This window comes from Salmonella sp. 32120201201600049SM (assembly GCF_017572835.1).
GTDB classification, from domain to species: domain Bacteria; phylum Pseudomonadota; class Gammaproteobacteria; order Enterobacterales; family Enterobacteriaceae; genus Salmonella; species Salmonella enterica.
The window spans coordinates 298,694-316,340 of the sequence record NZ_JAGESA010000003.1 but is presented as its reverse complement, the minus strand read 5'-3'; the positions used below and the strand labels follow the sequence as shown (position 1 = coordinate 316,340).

At 54.5% G+C, this 17,647-nt stretch carries 20 protein-coding genes; 6 read left to right on the top strand and 14 right to left on the bottom strand.

All coding sequences use genetic code 11. The features are described from left to right. Positions 1-21: 21 nt before the first annotated feature. The 3 genes from truA to pdxB form a co-directional block, all read right to left on the bottom strand. Positions 22-834 (bottom strand): tRNA pseudouridine(38-40) synthase TruA, encoded by an 813-nt coding sequence (gene truA / locus J4650_RS10065; RefSeq protein ID WP_000016631.1) that lies wholly within the window; start codon positions 832-834, stop codon positions 22-24. Continuing rightward, positions 834-1,847 (bottom strand): aspartate-semialdehyde dehydrogenase, encoded by a 1,014-nt coding sequence (locus J4650_RS10060; RefSeq protein WP_001289141.1) that lies wholly within the window; start codon positions 1,845-1,847, stop codon positions 834-836. The genes truA and J4650_RS10060 overlap by 1 nt, the downstream gene beginning before the upstream one ends. A gap of 67 nt (positions 1,848-1,914) precedes the next feature. After that, positions 1,915-3,051, bottom strand: a complete 1,137-nt coding sequence (gene pdxB, locus J4650_RS10055) for a 4-phosphoerythronate dehydrogenase PdxB (protein ID WP_000699176.1) — start codon at positions 3,049-3,051, stop codon at positions 1,915-1,917. Between the two features lie 103 nt (positions 3,052-3,154). Between pdxB and flk the strand changes: the two genes are divergently transcribed. After that, the gene (flk, locus tag J4650_RS10050; protein ID WP_000553395.1) at positions 3,155-4,156 is read left to right on the top strand and encodes a flagella biosynthesis regulator Flk; all 1,002 of its coding nucleotides are present in this window, start codon (positions 3,155-3,157) and stop codon (positions 4,154-4,156) included. Here the strand turns inward: flk and J4650_RS10045 are convergent. Both J4650_RS10045 and J4650_RS10040 read right to left on the bottom strand, forming a co-directional pair. Further along, positions 4,153-5,331 carry an MFS transporter gene (locus tag J4650_RS10045; protein WP_000127721.1) on the bottom strand — a complete coding sequence of 393 codons (1,179 nt, stop codon included), beginning with the start codon at positions 5,329-5,331 and terminating at the stop codon, positions 4,153-4,155. The genes flk and J4650_RS10045 overlap by 4 nt on opposite strands. 179 nt (positions 5,332-5,510) lie before the next feature. Further along, on the bottom strand, positions 5,511-5,885 hold the full coding sequence (locus tag J4650_RS10040) for a hypothetical protein (RefSeq protein ID WP_001051261.1): 375 nt from the start codon (positions 5,883-5,885) through the stop codon (positions 5,511-5,513). Between the two features lie 172 nt (positions 5,886-6,057). On the opposite strand from J4650_RS10040, the gene J4650_RS10035 reads away from it, so the two are divergent. The 3 genes from J4650_RS10035 (at position 6,058) to J4650_RS10025 (ending at position 7,361) form a co-directional block, all read left to right on the top strand. Next, entirely contained in the window at positions 6,058-6,306 is a 249-nt protein-coding gene (locus tag J4650_RS10035) for a transcriptional regulator (RefSeq protein ID WP_000433425.1), read from the top strand. 168 nt (positions 6,307-6,474) lie between these two features. Then, a complete protein-coding gene (locus tag J4650_RS10030; protein WP_000118256.1) occupies positions 6,475-6,843 on the top strand; it encodes an NlpC/P60 family protein in 369 nt (122 codons plus the stop codon). Then, positions 6,843-7,361, top strand: coding sequence for a YbjP/YqhG family protein (locus J4650_RS10025; RefSeq protein WP_000847535.1), 519 nt, complete (start codon positions 6,843-6,845; stop codon positions 7,359-7,361). Before J4650_RS10030 ends, J4650_RS10025 begins: the two co-directional genes overlap by 1 nt. 66 nt (positions 7,362-7,427) lie before the next feature. On the opposite strand, the gene J4650_RS10020 is transcribed toward J4650_RS10025, so the two are convergent. Next, positions 7,428-8,084, bottom strand: coding sequence for a type II CAAX endopeptidase family protein (locus J4650_RS10020; RefSeq protein ID WP_001142900.1), 657 nt, complete (start codon positions 8,082-8,084; stop codon positions 7,428-7,430). A 97-nt stretch (positions 8,085-8,181) separates the two neighbouring features. Continuing rightward, positions 8,182-9,396 (bottom strand): beta-ketoacyl-ACP synthase I, encoded by a 1,215-nt coding sequence (gene fabB, locus J4650_RS10015; RefSeq protein ID WP_000817161.1) that lies wholly within the window; start codon positions 9,394-9,396, stop codon positions 8,182-8,184. A 159-nt stretch (positions 9,397-9,555) separates the two neighbouring features. On the opposite strand from fabB, the gene mnmC reads away from it, so the two are divergent. Continuing rightward, positions 9,556-11,556: a bifunctional tRNA (5-methylaminomethyl-2-thiouridine)(34)-methyltransferase MnmD/FAD-dependent 5-carboxymethylaminomethyl-2-thiouridine(34) oxidoreductase MnmC gene (gene mnmC, locus J4650_RS10010; protein ID WP_023993415.1), complete on the top strand. Its 2,001-nt coding sequence runs from the start codon at positions 9,556-9,558 to the stop codon at positions 11,554-11,556. Positions 11,557-11,607: 51 nt separating this feature from the next. On the opposite strand, the gene J4650_RS10005 is transcribed toward mnmC, so the two are convergent. The 6 genes from J4650_RS10005 to prmB are packed head-to-tail and all read right to left on the bottom strand — an operon-like array spanning position 11,608 to position 16,154. Further along, positions 11,608-11,883, bottom strand: coding sequence for a YfcL family protein (locus J4650_RS10005; protein WP_000559749.1), 276 nt, complete (start codon positions 11,881-11,883; stop codon positions 11,608-11,610). 32 nt (positions 11,884-11,915) lie between these two features. Then, positions 11,916-12,464, bottom strand: coding sequence for an elongation factor P hydroxylase (locus J4650_RS10000; RefSeq protein WP_001066345.1), 549 nt, complete (start codon positions 12,462-12,464; stop codon positions 11,916-11,918). Continuing rightward, positions 12,464-13,273 carry a sulfite exporter TauE/SafE family protein gene (locus J4650_RS09995; RefSeq protein ID WP_023993416.1) on the bottom strand — a complete coding sequence of 270 codons (810 nt, stop codon included), beginning with the start codon at positions 13,271-13,273 and terminating at the stop codon, positions 12,464-12,466. Before J4650_RS09995 ends, J4650_RS10000 begins: the two co-directional genes overlap by 1 nt. Next, positions 13,273-14,097, bottom strand: a complete 825-nt coding sequence (gene mepA, locus J4650_RS09990) for a penicillin-insensitive murein endopeptidase (protein ID WP_000750429.1) — start codon at positions 14,095-14,097, stop codon at positions 13,273-13,275. Before mepA ends, J4650_RS09995 begins: the two co-directional genes overlap by 1 nt. A gap of 3 nt (positions 14,098-14,100) precedes the next feature. Continuing rightward, on the bottom strand, positions 14,101-15,186 hold the full coding sequence (gene aroC, locus J4650_RS09985) for a chorismate synthase (protein WP_000918457.1): 1,086 nt from the start codon (positions 15,184-15,186) through the stop codon (positions 14,101-14,103). Positions 15,187-15,221: 35 nt separating this feature from the next. Further along, entirely contained in the window at positions 15,222-16,154 is a 933-nt protein-coding gene (prmB, locus tag J4650_RS09980; RefSeq protein ID WP_001650203.1) for a 50S ribosomal protein L3 N(5)-glutamine methyltransferase, read from the bottom strand. A gap of 165 nt (positions 16,155-16,319) precedes the next feature. Between prmB and smrB the strand changes: the two genes are divergently transcribed. After that, entirely contained in the window at positions 16,320-16,871 is a 552-nt protein-coding gene (gene smrB, locus J4650_RS09975) for an endonuclease SmrB (RefSeq protein WP_000730794.1), read from the top strand. A gap of 99 nt (positions 16,872-16,970) precedes the next feature. Here the strand turns inward: smrB and sixA are convergent, their stop codons facing one another. After that, positions 16,971-17,456: a phosphohistidine phosphatase SixA gene (gene sixA, locus J4650_RS09970; protein WP_001195808.1), complete on the bottom strand. Its 486-nt coding sequence runs from the start codon at positions 17,454-17,456 to the stop codon at positions 16,971-16,973. Positions 17,457-17,647: the final 191 nt, after the last annotated feature.

Below are 17,647 nucleotides of genomic sequence, written 5' to 3'. Positions count from 1 at the left end.
GTTTCGGGTGTACGATTCGGATTAGTCCGCCAGAAATAGCGGGCCCATTGGCGGTTTTGGAAGGTCAAACCGGTCAGGGTAATCCACCGCAACCAAATATAGCCCCTCCGCCTTCGCCGTTGCCGCCGCCAGCGTTCTGTCCCTGGCCGCTAACAGCTCTGCGATCCAGCTCTCCGGCTGGTTGTGAGCGCCTACTTCCAGCAGGCTGCCGACAATATTCCTGACCATATGATGAACAAAGGCATTCGCTTTGATATCGACCACCACATAAGGGCCGTGGCGGGTAACGTTGATGTGCATCACATTACGCCACGGCGTGCGCGACTGGCACTGCACCGCGCGAAACGAGGTAAAATCATTTTCGCCAAGCAGACACTGCGCCGCGCGATGCATCCGCTCTGCATCCAGCGGCTCATAGTAATGCGTCACGCCTTTTGCTAATACCGCAGGACGCAGTCGATGATTGTAGATGATATAGCGATAACGGCGAGCCGTAGCGCTAAATCGCGCGTGAAAATCATCCGGTACAGTTTTCACCCAGCGCACGGCAATGTCACCAGGCAAATTCGCATTTACCCCCAGCGTCCATGCCGCATCTTTGCGCAATGCGGTCGTTTCGAAATGGACAACCTGCCCGGTGCCGTGAACGCCGGCATCGGTACGCCCGGCGCAGAACACGTTAATAGGTTCATTTGCCACCTGCGAGAGCGCTTTTTCCAGCTTTTCCTGCACGCTGCGCACTTCATTCTGACGCTGCCAGCCATAATACTTGCTGCCGTCGTACTCAATACCCAGCGCAATTTTATAGACCGGCGATGATTGCTGTCCGGACATCAGTACAGATACTCCTGCACCAGCTTCTCCGCAATTTTAACGGCCATCAGCGCGCCGCCGAAACGCACGTTGTCCGCCACTGACCAGAACTGAATTTGTTCCGGCATACCGTAATCATTATGCACACAGCCAATAGAGAGCTGTGGATTGCCGGAAGCGTCGCCCACCTGCGTCGGGTAATCCGTCTCTTCTGACAGTACGATATCTTCACCGCGGGAAAACGCCTCGCGCGCCTCTTCCGCCGCCAGCGGACGGAGCGCTTCAAAGCTCACCATCTGCGCATGGCCATAGAACACCGGCGACTGCACGACACTGGCGGAGATCATCACGCCATCATCCTGCAAAATTTTACGCACTTCATCGACGATACGACGTTCCTGGCGCACGCTGCCTTCCCGATCCGGCAGCAGCGGCAGCATATTGAACGCCAACTGGCGGCCAAAGAAATCATCTTCATCAATCGGTATGCCGTTAAGCAGCTTCGCACTTTGTCCGGCCAGCGCATCGACCGCTTTTTTCCCCTGCGCGGACGCTGATAACATACTGGTGACGGCGATGCGCGACAGTCCCCCCTGATCGATTAACGGCTTGAGCGCCGCCAGCAGTTGACTGGTCAGACTATCGGCGACCGCAATCACGTTACGGTTACGGTAATCCGCCAGTACATACGGGTTAACTTCCGGCACGACCAGCGGCACATCAGGCTCCAGCGCGAACAGACCGCTGGAATCTATCACCAGGCAACCTGCATTGGTCGCGTCGTCTATCCAGGCAGCCGATGCCTCTGCGCCGGCAACGAAAAACGCCAACTGCGCCTGCGTCCAGTCAAAGTCCGCCGCATCCTGGACAATGACCGACTTGCCACCAAAACGGAGGTGCTCGCCCGCGCTTTCATGACGCGCCAACGCATAAATTTCACCGACCGGGAACTGGCGTTCAGCCAGTGTTTCAAGCAGGGCTTCGCCTACGGCGCCCGTTGCGCCCAGAATGGCAATGTTCCAGCCTTCAGACATGGTGATTTACTCCAGAAATACATAAGCGTCCCTGTCGCATTATTCGACAGGGAGCATTAAGAAGACATTAATGTGCCGGGTGATGAACAGCGTTAAAACCTAGCTTACACAGCAAGGCGGCTGCCGTTTCGTCGTCACACATCACGTATAAAGACGACCATTCACGGCGCTCAAGATAATTTTTACGCAATTTATCAAATTCACCCGGAATTCCAGCGACTTTACGCAGCGGCGCATCGTCGCGGCGCACATCATACACCAAATGCGCCAGTCTTTTCAGCGTCGGTTGATCCAGCGGGCCATGAAGCGTAATACGACCAAACTCAGGCGCAGGCAGTAATGTCTCCAGCGCGACATGCTGCTCGCGACCGATAAACGCGCTATACGCCTCAAAGACCTGGGTGGTGCCGCGCGCTTTGCCTTCCAGCGTATAACCGGCGATATGCGATGTGCCGATATCCACGGCCTCCAGTAGCGCGACGTTAAGATCCGGTTCGCCCTCCCACACATCAAGCACCACGCTCAGCGGCTGCCCGGCATTAAGTCGCGCCAACAACGCGGCGTTATCCACCACCGGGCCGCGGCAGGCGTTAATGAGAATGGCGCCGGGTTTCAGTCGACGGATCAGCGTCTCATCGGCCAGATGCAACGTCTTGTACGGTCCGTCTTTATAGAGCGGCGTATGGAAAGTCAGGACATCCGCTTCCTGCACCAGCTCATCCAGCGTACGAAAATCACCCTCGTCCCCGCGTGCGGCGCGTGGCGGATCGCACAGCAACGTGCGGATACCCAACGCTTCAAGCCTGGTCTGTAGCCGGCTTCCGACGTTACCCACGCCGACAATCCCTATAGTGCGATCGCGTAACGAAAAGCCGTCACGTTCGGCCAGCATCAACAGCGCGGAAAACACATACTCCACCACGGCGATAGCATTACAGCCGGGCGCGGCTGAAAAACCGATGCCCGCCTGCTTCAGCCATGCCTCATCCACATGATCGGTGCCTGCCGTAGCAGTACCAACGAAGTTAATCGGCGTGCCGCTCAGCAGCGATTCATTCACTTTCGTGACCGAACGCACCATTAACGCATCGGCATGGTTCAATTCTTCAACGGGGATCGGGCGACCCGGCACTGCCTTTACCTCACCCAGGCGGCTAAATAATTCGCGGGCGTAAGGCATATTTTCATCAACGAGAATTTTCACGACTGTCGTACCTGTTTGAGAACGAGAGTTAACCGGACAAGTGTGCCATAATCTGGCCGCCAGGCATATATTGCTTAGATTTATGGTTAAAGGATAATTAATTATGCATCCCATCTCCGGCGCCCCTGCACAGCCTCCAGGCGAAGGGCGTAATCCTCTTTCCGCTGCGAGCGAGCAGCCGCTTTCCATGCAACAGCGTACGGTACTGGAAAGGCTGATCACGCGCCTGATTTCACTGACCCAGCAGCAAAGCGCGGAAGTATGGGCCGGAATGAAACACGATCTGGGGATAAAAAATGACGCGCCGCTACTGTCGCGCCACTTCCCCGCCGCTGAACAGAATCTTACCCAGCGTCTGGGCGTAGCGCAGCAAAATCACGCCAATCGTCAGGTGCTTTCACAGCTAACAGAGCTGCTTGGCGTCGGAAATAATCGTCAGGCCGTCAGCGATTTTATCCGTCAGCAATACGGTCAAACCGCGCTTAGCCAGCTTACGCCCGATCAACTCAAAAACGTGCTGACGCTTCTGCAACAAGGGCAGCTTTCCATTCCGCAGCCGCAGCAACGTCCGGCAACGGATCGGCCATTATTGCCTGCTGAACATAATACGTTGAATCAGTTGGTGACGAAGCTGGCGGCCGCGACCGGCGAGTCAAACAAACTTATCTGGCAATCAATGCTGGAACTCTCCGGCGTGAAAAGCGGCGAGCTCATTCCGGCAAAACAGTTTACCCATCTGGCGACATGGCTACAGGCGCGGCAGACGCTGTCACTACAACACGCGCCTACGCTACATACGCTGCAGGCTGCGTTAAAACAACCGCTGGAACCGGACGAACTCACAGCGATCAAAGAGTATGCCCAACACACTTATCAAATTCAGCCGCAAACGGTGCTGACCACCGCCCAGGTGCAGGATTTACTTAACCATATTTTCCTGCGTCGCGTAGAGCGGGAGGCGGATGAGCTCGAACCGCTCTCTATTCAACCCATCTACCGCCCGTTTGCGCCGATGATTGAAACCGTGAAAAATCTGTCTGCGCGACCAGGCCTGTTGTTTATCGCGCTAATAATTGTACTGGCGCTTTTCTGGCTGGTTTCTTAACCGCGCCGGAACGATAATATCGTCACCAGGATGCCAACCACCGCGGAGATCGCTCCCGCGAGGAATACGGAAGGATAGCCGTATGACGTGGCCAGCATGCCCGCCAGCGGGCCGGTAACGCCGTAGGAGATATCCTGAAACGCGGCGTAGCCGCCGAGCGCCGTACCGCGTACCTGTGCAGGTACGCGTTTCACAACCTCCACGCCCAGCGCCGGGAAAATCAGTGAACACCCTGCCCCGGTGAGCGCCGCGCCTACCAGCGCTATCCAGGCCGTCGGCGCCAGCCACAAGAGCAGCAACCCTGCCGTCTCAACCAGCAATGAGACAACGGCGACCTTCACGCCGCCAAAGCGGTCCGGCATCCAACCGAACAATATGCGCATCAGTACAAACGCACCGCCAAACGCGGTCAGGGTGAATCCCGCCATCGTCCAGCCATTGCTGACAAAATAAAGTGAAATAAACGTACCGATGACGGCAAAGCCCACGCCCTGCAATGCCAGGCCCAGGCCCGGTTTCCAGATAAGCCCGACCACGCTCCACAGTGAAGGTCGCTCCCCCGTATACGCAGGCACTTTACGCACGGTGCCGTTGAATGCCCAGGCCAGCAGCGGTAAAACCATCGTCGTCCCCGCCAGCGCCGCGAAGCCAAAGTGGCTATGGATCAGCAAGCCCAACGGCGCACCGGCCGCCAGCGCGCCGTAAATCGCCATCCCGTTCCACGACATCACCTTACCGGAACGCGTTGGGCCAACCAGCCCCAGTCCCCAGGTCAGGGTTCCGGTCAGCAGCTGGCTTTCGCCAAATCCGAGGATCAAACGCCCGACAATAAGCAGCGCGAATTTTATCGGCGCGGAAACCGGCAACAGCGCGGCCAGGAGCCAGGCGGCGCCCGCCAGCCCGCAGGCAAACATCCCCTGTAACGCCGATCGTTTAGCGCCATATTGATCCGCCAGCCGTCCGGCATAGCCGCGCGTCAGTACCGTCGCAAAAAACTGAATGCCCACGGCGATCCCAACCATCGTATTGCTATAGCCCAGTTCGTGATGGACAAAAAGCGGAATGACCGGTAACGGCAGGCCGACCGTCATATAGGTCAGGAAAACCGCAAAGGCGATGCGGAACAGCGAAAAATTCGCAGACGGGGTCGTTGTTTTTTGGCTAACTGCTGTCATGCATTACTCCAGAATGCAGAGTAAGGCGGGGGAATGCCACGCCCCCCTCTACCTGAACGTCAGGATTAAGGTGCGTTGGATAACGTTAAACGCTTACGCATTATCGGAAGGATAATGTAGAAAGTGAAGTCTGCCTGTGAGACGCGAAACTTGTCAACCTTGAAATTGCAGCCAGGGTATCAACGTGGCGGCGTGTCATCAAACAGAAAGGGAAAGACCGCTTTCATCCCTCTCACCTTAAACCGTCCGGTCACCTGCTTGCGCTGTTCTGGCGTCAGTAACCTGAACATCATCTCCCAGATATCTTCAGGCTCCGCTTCCTGTAAGGAAATGGGTTCTGGCGTCGGTTCCTCTCCGCTGTCGTCCAGATAACGATGAACATAGAGAGGGAAAACAGATATATGAAACTCCTCGGCCTTTGATTTAACACGCTTACGCCTGACCCCCGCTTTCCCTTCACTGTACTTATATAAACGTTCGCGAACCGCAGGCTCGCTTCCCGGAAACCCCGGTAAGCCAAGACATTCCTTAACCGTGAACCATTCCTTTGCCATCGGTTTCTTTCCTTTCCCCTGATGAAATAAAAATATTTCTTCTTTTACGCGAAATTTTGCTTTCTTTCTGGCACTATTCTTAGCGTGAAAAAGAAAGTAACTTCCTTTTCCATGCGCTAATTTTCATCTAAAAAATATCGGCGCCGATAACACATCTTCTTAGGATTACAGAATGGAACCAAAAAGCCAAGACTGGCATCGTGCAGATATTAAAAGTGCACTGGAAAAAAGAGGTATTACGCTCAGAGATCTTTCTCGTCAGGCCGGTTTATCACCTGATTCACTGCGCAATGTCTTTACCCGTTCCTGGCCGAGAGCTGAACGAATTATTGCGGACGCGCTGGGCATCACGCCGCAGGAGATCTGGCCGTCGCGCTATGATGATATGCAAATAAAAAATGATGCCGATATCGCAGAATAATAGTTAATGCTGAATAAATTAGCCCTAACTTATCAATCTCAACAATTAATAAATATTTAAACTTATTCTATTGAAAATAGTAATAGCACTATCTGTCATGCTTCCCGAATCAAATACTGTTAAAGCATTACGTCATTGCTATTACGTATTTTATTAACAGGAATCATTATGAGTTGGGATAAAAGAATGGCGGTTAATTATGCCAAAACGCATGCAGGTTCTCATTCTCAAGGCCGGTGTGCGGAATTTACCCGAAAGGCAATTCAGGCGGGCGGTATCACGCTGGGGCATACGTATCATGCGAAAGATTATGGCCCAATGTTAAGAAGCGCCGGATTCACCGCTATTGGTACCTATGAAATGCCGCGCGAGGGTGACGTCATCATTATTCAACCTTACGCTGGCGGAAACCCGAGCGGTCACATGGCGATATACGATGGCACAGAGTGGTATTCAGATTTTAAACAACGCGATATGTGGGCCGGCCCGGGCTACCGGGCAGCCAGGCCCTCATATACCATCTACAGGAAGAATTAATGAAAACGTTCTCCCTTGTCGCGCTTATCCTGTTGCTTTGTAGTTGCTCTGCGCCTCATCACGACAGTACGCAGGCCGTGAAGCAGTTCTATACCTCATGGATGACGACGTTCACGAACGATGTGAATCCCCCTGACGACACCACCGCCTTAATGCAACGTTACGTTGCTAAAGAGGTTATTCTTCGCCTGGCGCTAATACAGTCCCTTTATGAACAGGAGATTGTGGGGGCAGATTATTTTATGTATGCGCAGGACTATGCGCCAGAGTGGATTCCACAGTTACGGGTTGGGAAGGCACACCCTTTCCTCGGCGGAGAAAAAGTGGATGTTCTGTTGGGCACAGAGTCAACGCCCATCCACCTGGAAGTTTATACCCGTTGGGAAGAGGGACGCTGGAAAATTTACCGCGTTCGGGATGCTGACAGGGGTTATGAACAGCCGATTTATGACGCAGGCGCCATCACCCAGGCTGAGGCCTGGTCAGCAAAAGTCGCGCCGGAATATAAGAAGCATTAAAAAAGGGAATCGCCATCGGTCTCTTGTTCGTACCGGAGAGGTTAAAGCGCCTATTTCATCAGGCTCTTATTCCGTCGCTGAAAACAGTAAGCCGAAAACAACCCAGGCATTATTTAAAATATGAAGTGTTATCGGTATCATTAGCCCACGGCTTCTCATTCGAACAACGCATAATATCGATGAAAAAACAAACAGATAAACAAAAGTCACCGCAAAGAGATATTGTGTATGCATAAATGCAAAAGCGAGTGAAGTAATAATAATACCGGAAGCTCTTGAGTACCGACCCCAACCGATACTGCTGTTTAATAAAAACCCTCTGAATATAATTTCCTCCGCCACAGGAGCCAGAAAGCACATCGCCAGCGTGTTAAGAAATTTATGAAGAAAAAATTGCCTTGATAACTCGGCCATCCAGGGTTCCGGGCCACTAAAAGCATTGTAGAGAACGGTAAGGCACACCAGGGCCAGCGCCGGAACAAAACATTCCACGAATGATAAGCGACCCAATGATAAAAACGGGTAATACTTTGAATAAATACTCCAGGCGGCAATCGCATAGACAAAAACAATACTATATATAAAAGGCGCAGCCAGACCTCCCAAATAAAGCCAGGCATAGGAAGGCGAAAATGAGGCAAAAACAAAAATGCCGAACAAACCAAATAAAACAGCCACACAACTCAAACTATGCCTAATTTTATCTAATGTATTAGTTGGCATTTATATAATATCCATATAATTTGTTGTTCCCTGAATGAAAAAACAGGTCGCATTAGCGACCTGTTTCATTATTGATACTACAACGTAATAGTCAGGCTTACAACTTACGCATCACCAGCGTGGCGTTGGTGCCGCCAAAACCGAAGCTGTTAGACATTACGGTAGTCAGTTCACGCTCGGTCGTTTCGGTCACGATGTTCAGACCCGCAGCCTGCTCATCCAGCTCTTCGATGTTGATACTCGGCGCGATAAAACCGTGCTCCAGCATCAGCAGAGAGTAGATGGCTTCCTGCACGCCAGCCGCACCCAGCGAGTGGCCGGTCATCGCTTTGGTCGCGGAGATAGCCGGGCTGTTATCGCCAAACACTTCACGGATTGCACCGAGTTCTTTCACGTCGCCTACCGGAGTAGAGGTACCGTGAGAGTTCAGGTAGTCGATCGGCGTGTCTACGCCGTGCATCGCCATCTGCATGCAACGTACTGCGCCTTCACCAGACGGAGCAACCATGTCTGCGCCATCGGATGTTGCGCCGTAACCGACGATTTCCGCATAGATATGCGCGCCGCGCGCCAGAGCGTGTTCCAGCTCTTCGACAACAACCATACCGCCACCGCCCGCGATGACAAACCCATCACGGTGCGCATCATAGGTACGGGACGCTTTTTCAGGCGTATCGTTATATTTGGTGGACAGTGCGCCCATCGCATCGAACTCACAGGCCATTTCCCAGCACAGCTCTTCGCCGCCGCCAGCAAAAACGATGTCCTGTTTGCCCAGTTGGATCTGTTCAACCGCATTGCCGATACAGTGTGCGGAGGTCGCGCAAGCGGAGCTAATGGAGTAGTTCACGCCATAAATTTTAAACGGCGTAGCGAGGCAGGCGGAAACGCCGGATGCCATTGCTTTCGTCACCACATACGGGCCCACGGCTTTCAGACCACGCGGGCTACGCATGGCGTCTGCGCCAAAGACCTGGAATTTCGGGGAGCCGCCGCCGGAACCTGCAATCAGGCCGACACGCGGGTTATTCTGATAGACTTCCGGCGCCAGACCGGCGTCGGCCACTGCCTGCTCCATAGACAGATAAGCATAGATGGAGGCGTCGCTCATAAAGCGCACGACTTTGCGGTCAATGAGGCCAGTGGTATCCAGTTTTACGTTGCCCCATACCTGGCTACGCATGCCGGCGTCCTTCAGCTCCTGAGAGAAAGTGATCCCTGAACGTCCTTCACGCAGAGATGCCAGGACTTCCTGCTGGTTATTACCGATGCTGGAAACGATGCCCAGGCCAGTAATCACTGCACGTTTCATTCAATACCTCTGTAATTCGCACTATTTTTAAGTTTCGATTGGCACAATAGCGTACACTTGTACGCCGAACAAGTCCGATCAGCCATTTAGTACGGAAATTTGCGCCATCAGGCACACATCGTTAAGATCGCGATACCGCCCGTCAGACGAGTAACTTACGTGAAACAATACGCCATACAACCCGCCACACTCGAATTTAACGCTGAGGGTACACCTGTTTCCCGAGATTTTGATGATGTCTATTTTTCTAATGACAATGGACTCGAAGAGACACGCTACGTTTTTCTTGGCGGCAATCGTCTTGCGGAGCGATTTCCCGTACATTCACATCCATTATTTATAGTCGCGGAAAGCGGTTTTGGCACCGGACTCAACTTCCTGACGCTGTGGCAGGCGTTTGACAGCTTTCGTTCTGCGCACCCACAGGCGACGCTGCAAAGGTTACATTTCATCAGTTTTGAGAAATTCCCGTTAACGCGCGACGATCTGGCGCTGGCGCACCAACACTGGCCGGAGCTCGCGCCCTGGGCAGAGCAGCTGCAGGCGCAATGGCCGCTGCCGCTCCCGGGGTGCCACCGCCTATTGCTGGATCGGGGCCGGGTGACACTGGATTTGTGGTTTGGCGATATTAATGAATTGACCGACCAACTGGACGCCACGCTGAATCAAACAGTCGACGCCTGGTTCCTCGACGGTTTTGCCCCGGCGAAAAATCCGGATATGTGGACGCCAAACCTGTTTAACGCGATGGCGCGGCTGGCGCGGCCCGGCGCAACGCTGGCGACGTTTACCTCGGCGGGTTTCGTCCGTCGGGGATTGCAGGAAGCCGGTTTTACCATGCAAAAACGCAAAGGCTTCGGGCGTAAACGCGAGATGCTTTGTGGAGTGATGGAACAACACCTCATGCCGACCCTTTCCGCGCCCTGGTTTTACCGCAGTGGAAGCGAAAAACGTGAAACGGCGATCATTGGCGGCGGCATTGCCAGCGCGCTGTTATCACTGGCGTTACTGCGTCGCGGCTGGCAGGTGACGCTCTATTGCGCAGATGATCAGCCCGCCCAGGGCGCTTCCGGTAATCGACAGGGCGCGCTTTATCCGCTCCTTAGCAAACATGACGCCGCCATTAATCGCTTTTTCCCGACCGCATTCACCTTTGCCCGTCGCCTGTATGATGCCCTGCCCGTCTCTTTTGATCATGACTGGTGCGGCGTAACGCAGCTCGGATGGGATGAGAAAAGCCAGCAGAAAATTGCCCAGATGCTGTCCCTGGCGCTGCCCGCCGGACTGGCCTCGGCGCTCAATGCCGAAGAGGCGGAACAGGCGGTTGGCGTGACGACACGCTGCGGAGGAATTACCTATCCGGCAGGCGGCTGGCTGTGCCCGGAACAATTAACTCGCGCAGTCATCGCACTGGCGACCGAACAGGGTTTACAAACGCGCTTTCGCCATACGCTCACGTCGCTCGTTGCGCAGGAGTCGCGCTGGCAACTGCGCTTTACGTCAGGTGAAACCGCCAGCCATGAGACCGTCGTTCTGGCGAACGGCCATCAGATTAACCGTTTTGATCAGACCCAGCCGCTGCCGGTGTATGCCGTCGGGGGGCAGGTCAGTCATATTCCCACCACCCCCGCCCTCTCGGCGTTGCGTCAGGTGTTATGCTACGACGGCTATCTGACGCCGCAAAATCCGCATAATCAGCAGCACTGTATTGGCGCCAGCTATCACCGGGGTGACGAAAGCACCGTCTGGCGCGAAGAAGATCAGCGTCAGAACCGACAGCGTCTGCTTGACTGTTTTCCGGATGCGAACTGGGCCACAGAGGTTGACGTTAGCGGCAACAGCGCCCGTTGCGGCGTGCGTTGCGCAACCCGCGACCATCTGCCGATGGTGGGCAATGTTCCGGATTACCATGCCACGCTGACGCATTACGCCGATTTAGCCGATAACAAAACGTCGGCGGCGCCTGCGCCTGTGTATCCGGGTTTATTTATGCTCGGCGCGCTGGGATCGCGCGGTTTGTGCTCAGCGCCATTATGCGCAGAAATTCTGGCGGCGCAGATGAGTAACGAGCCGATTCCACTGGATGCCGGTACGCTGGCGGCGTTAAATCCAAATCGGTTGTGGGTGAGAAAGTTATTGAAGGGAAAAGCGGTGAAGTAATGGGTCAGTCAATAGCGGAAGGCGGCAAGCGTCGCCTTCCGGCCCACGGCGTTATTGTTTTGCCTTGTCGAACAAATTGTCCCACATCGCTTTGACTAACGCCTGATCGCGCGGCGACAGTTCGCCGGCGCCGATCGCTTTCTCCAGACTTTGGCTAACGTTGGCATAGACCGCCTCAACGGAGTGGTCATCACCGCTCTCCAGCTCGGCAATGGCTAACGTCAGGTGGCCACGCAGGTATCCACTGGCAAAAAGCTCATCGTCGCTGGCGTGCTCTACCATATCGTCAATTAATGCCAGAATGCGTGATTCAAACTCCGCGATCATCTTCTTTCCTCATTGTAAACGTGGCGCTGGCTTTAATTAAGCGCTTCCGGCCACGGGAACTGTTCCGCCTTAAGTTCGGGCGTGTGATAGTAATTCTGTAGCGCTTTGATGAAGCGGGCCGGACGTTCAGGAATGCCCTGCTCCAGATACGCCATTACCTGCGCATGAACCCGGCGCTGAAACGCCACGCGATCCGGCTCAATATCGCCTTCCAGATTGTCGCAACTGACGTTAAAGGGATACCCCGCCGCCACGCAAAACAACCAGTCGAAAGCCTGTGGCTTCACCTCGACGTCTTCAAATTGACTTTGGGTCTGCGCGTCGCGTCCATCCGGGCAGTACCAGTAACCAAAGTCAACCAGTTCGCGGCGCGCCTTACCGGCGATACACCAGTGAGAAATCTCATGCAGCGCGCTGGCGTAAAACCCATGCGCAAAGACGATGCGGTGGTACGGTACCTGCGCGTCAGCAGGAAGATAGATCGGTTCGTCGTCGCCTTTAATCAGACGGGTATTAAATTCTTCGGCAAAGCAGCCGTTAAAAATCTCAATTAACTGTTCGTAATGGTGCGTATTGTTCATTAATTCATCCCCAACCAGTGGAGGATCTCCTGTCCGTGGCTATCATAAAGTAACCTGGCGCTCATTACCGCCGAGACAATAACGATCATCGGTCTGATAAGCTTTTGGCCTTTGCTCAATACCAGACGCGACCCCATTCGCGCCCCTAAAAACTGACCAACCAGCATCACGAAGCCCGTCGCCCAGATCACTTTGCCGCCGATGATAAATAACAGCAGGCCGCCAACGTTGGAGGTAGCGTTAAGCACTTTGGCATGTGCCGTGGATTTCGCCAGGTTATAGCCACATAAGGTGATAAACGCCAGAGCGTAAAACGACCCGGCGGCAGGCCCGAAAAAGCCGTCGTAAAACCCGACGCATCCCCCGGCTATCAGCGCGAACGGTAATCCATACAGGCGGCGCTGGCGATCTTCCTCGCCCAGCTTCGGCATCAATAAAAAATAGAGGCCGATGAAAATCACCAGGATAGGCAAGATCTGGCGCAAAATATCCGCCTGCACGTGCTGCACCAGCAGCGCGCCGCTCATCGAGCCAATGAACGTCATCAGAATATTGAGCTTTTGCTCGGCCAGGTTTACCACTTTACGGCGAATAAAATAGAGCGAAGACGAGAGGGAGCCGCCGCACGCCTGTAATTTATTGGTCGCCAGCGCGTTTGCCGGCGACATCCCGGCGGCCATCAGCGCAGGGATAGTGAGCAGCCCTCCGCCCCCGGCGATAGAATCGATAAATCCTGCCAGTACGGCGACAAAAAACAGCACCACCAGCAGCAGCGGGGAGACCATAAACAGATCATAAAAATTGTCCATCAGAGTACATGCTCATCCAGTAGCGCCTGGCAGGAAGGCGGCAGCGGCGGCGGTGTCTTCTTCTCAGGCTTTGTGGTGCCAGGTTTTGGCGGTTCGAACCAGCTTTGCAGTTCAGCGCCGCATCCATCGCCCGGCGGGGGTAAAGGTTGATCTTCGCACTCCAGGCTGTCGGCAGGGCAGCGTAAACGCACGTGCATATGCGCGCGATGCTGGAACCAGGGGCGTACTTTACGTAGCCAGTCACGATCGCTTCCGGCATCGAGGCAAAGCTGTTGTTTAATAGCCGGATTGACGAAAATACGGGTGACGTCATTGTCTTGTGCTGCCAGTTTGATCAGACTGGCGATATCCGACGACCAGCGCGACGGCACGACATGTTTACCGTCGCGGGACACCAGATCTAACGCCTGCGGGCGCAATAGCTGCGCCTGGCTCCAGCGCGTTTTCGGCAACTGCAAGAAAATATCCACATCAAGCCCGGTCTGATGACTGGCGTGTCCGCCATTAAAGCGGCCTCCGGCAGGCATCCCCATGTCGCCTATCAGGACGGTTCCGAGCCCCCGTTGCTGCGCCTGATGACTCAACCGCTGGATAAACATGACCAGATCCGGGTGGCCGAAATAACGGCGCTGATCGGTGCGCATCACCTGATAATTATCGGACTGTACCGGCAACGTGTCGGCGCCAATGATGCATCCGTTGGCAAAGCTACCGATAGACTGTGCGGCGCCGGGGACAGGATGAGTTATTTTCTGCCACGGCGTCGCCGCCAGGCTGGCGCTACTGACAAACCATGCCAGCAGCGCAATCGCGGTTTTTTTCATTTCTTACCAGCGTGGAATCTCTGTCTTTACATCCGCATTCTGTGCCCGATGGCGCAGCAGGTGATCCATCAGCACGATCGCCAGCATGGCTTCTGCGATCGGCACTGCGCGAATCCCCACACACGGATCGTGGCGCCCTTTGGTGATCATTTCGACTTCTTCACCCATCCGGTTGATCGTACGTCCCGGCACGGTAATGCTGGAGGTAGGTTTCAGCGCCATATGCGCCACAATGTGTTGCCCGCTACTGATGCCACCGAGGATGCCGCCAGCGTGGTTGCTCTGAAAACCCTGCGCCGTGATTTCATCGCGATTCTGGCTGCCGCGCAGCGCCACCACGTTAAATCCTTCGCCGATCTCCACGCCTTTCACCGCATTAATGCTCATCAGCGCATGGGCGATGTCCGCATCCAGTCGGTCAAATACCGGTTCGCCAAGCCCTGCCGGCACGCCGCTCGCCATCACCGTCACTTTCGCGCCGATGGAGTCACCCTCTTTTTTCAGCGCGCGCATCAGTTCGTCCAGCGCGTCAAGTTTGTCTGCATCGGGGCAAAAGAACGGATTAAGCTCAACCTGACGCCAGTCTTTAATCTCCAGCGGAATGTCGCCCATCTGGGTCAGGCAGCCGCGGATTTCGATGCCGAACTTTTCCGCCAGGTATTTCTTGGCAATCGCCCCTGCCGCTACGCGCATCGCGGTTTCACGCGCGGAAGAACGTCCACCGCCACGGTAATCGCGCAGGCCGTATTTCTGCTCATAGGTGTAATCCGCGTGTCCCGGACGAAAAACATCTTTAATCGCGCTGTAGTCCTGCGAGCGCTGATCGGTGTTTTCAATCAGCAGGCCAATGCTGGTGCCGGTCGTCACGCCATCAAACACGCCGGAGAGAATTTTTACCTGGTCCGGTTCGCGGCGCTGGGTAGTATAGCGCGAGGTGCCGGGGCGGCGTCTGTCGAGATCGTGCTGCAGATCGGCCTCCGTCAACGGGATGCCGGGCGGCACGCCATCGACGATACACCCAAGCGCCAGCCCGTGTGATTCGCCGAAAGTGGTTACGCGAAAGAGTTGTCCAATTGTGTTTCCTGCCATCACGGCTCCGTTATCGTTGTTGTCGTTTGCGTATTTTAATCTTTATAAATATTGAAATGTTCACGGGCCGCGAGCAACTGCGCTTTGGTCAACATAAAGACGCCATCGCCACCGTTGTCAAACTCCAGCCAGGTGAACGGCACATTTGGATACTGCTCCATCAGATGTACCATGCTGTTTCCGACTTCACAAATCAGAACGCCGTCATCGGACAGATAATCCGGCGCATTTCCCAGGATACGACGGGTCAATTTGAGGCCGTCAGTGCCGGACGCCAGCCCCAGCTCAGGTTCGTGGCGATATTCGTTCGGCAGATCGGACATATCCTCCGCATCGACATAAGGCGGGTTAGTGACAATCAGATCGTACTGAACTTTCGGCAGATCGCGGAACAGATCGGAACGGATTGGCGTCACGTGATGGATAAGACCGTGTTCTTCAATGTTATGCTCGGCGACAGCCAGCGCATCCGGCGAAATATCGACCGCATCAACCTCTGCGTCCGGGAAAGCATAAGCACAGGCGATGGCGATGCAGCCGCTGCCGGTACACATATCCAGAATATATTTCGGCTGTTGGCTAATAAGGCCGGCGAAGTGGTTATTAATCAGCTCGCCAATGGGCGAACGCGGCACCAGCACGCGCTCATCGACATAAAATTCGTGGCCGCAGAACCAGGCTTTATTGGTCAGGTAGGCGACCGGGATACGCTCGTTAATGCGACGAATCACTCGCTCAACAATGCGGTGTTTTTCGCTGGACGTCAGCCGCGCGGTCCGCATATCTTCCGGAATATCCAGCGGCAGATAAAGAGACGGCAACACCAGTTGTACCGCTTCATCCCACGGGTTATCGGTACCGTGTCCATACCAGATATTCGCCGCGCTAAAGCGGCTTACCGCCCAGCGCAACATGTCCTGAATGGTATGCAGTTCACTTACTGCTTCATCGACGAAAATTTTATCCACGTATTCCTCCAGGGCATGCTCGCATTAAATTCGGCGGCTAGTTTGCCACGAAGACAGGGATAAATCAGCATTGACGCGGCGGGAGAATACGAAAAATCCGTTTTGACCGTTCGGATATCCTCCGGGTCGGGTAAACTAAGGCAAAAGATCAGACGAGACCCACGAATGAAAAAGAAAACATCGCTCAGCGAGGAGGACCAGGCGCTGTTCCGTCAGCTGATGGTCGGCACCCGAAAGATTAAACAGGATACTATCGTCCATCGGCCGCTGCGCAAGAAAATCACGGAAGTCCCTACCCGAAGGTTAATTCAGGAACAGGCGGACGCCAGCCACTATTTTTCTGATGAGTTCCAGCCGCTGCTCAATACGGAAGGGCCGGTAAAGTATGTCCGTGAAGATGTCAGCCATTTCGAGCTAAAAAAAATGCGCCGCGGCGACTATTCGCCGGAACTGTTTCTGGATTTACACGGCTTAACGCAGCTTCAGGCCAAGCAGGAACTGGGAGCGCTGATTGCCGCCTGCCGTCGGGAACATATTTTTTGCGCCTGCGTCATGCATGGACACGGTAAACATATTCTGAAACAGCAAACGCCGTTATGGCTGGCGCAGCATCCGCATGTGATGGCCTTTCACCAGGCGCCGAAAGAGTACGGCGGCGACGCCGCGCTGCTGGTGTTGATTGAAGTGGAAGAGTGGCAACCGCCCGAATTACCCTGATGCGGAATTGCCGGATGGCGGCGCAAGCGCCTTATCCAGCCTACGAACAGCCAGCGCTGTCGTAGGCCTGATAAGCGAAGCGCCATCAGGCAGCAAAGATTAAATCGCTTTCGCCATTTTCAGATTGCAGGGACTCATTTGCCAGTTGAATGTCCCCTTGCCGCTTTCATCAAGCGTAACGTTGGCAATTGCGGACGTCGTGAACATCGGCGGCGTTTCGCCCGGACAAAGCTCAGATACCAGGTATCCGACCAGAGGTAAGTGAGAGATCACCAGCACCGATCCGATCTCTTCATTGGCCAGCGCCTGAAGGTAGGCGCTGACCAGACCGACATCGCCACAGGGCGTTAGCTCCGGCAGGACATCCACCTGAGTCGGCAGATTCATACAATCGCCGACCACATCTAACGTCTGTTCGGCCCGAAGAAACGGACTCACCAGAACACGTTCGATATCCACTTTTTGACCTTTCAGCCAGTTCGCCATCAGGCGAGACTCGTCACACCCACAAGAGGTCAAGGGACGAACCGAATCACTGGCGGCATCGAGGGCTGCGTCGCCGTGACGCATGATAAAAACTTGCATATTGCACCGCTTTTGTTAACCAGTTTCACCAACACGCTTACCACATGCCCCTATTGGCTGCGGCAAAAATGCGGTGGCCGGCATTGTGCCTTATCCATTCACCGAATGAAACGCTGTTTTTTACCTCAATGGCGTAAGTATAGTCAATCCTTGATTATTATTTCGCCACTAAGGAGGCATTCAGTGCGGAT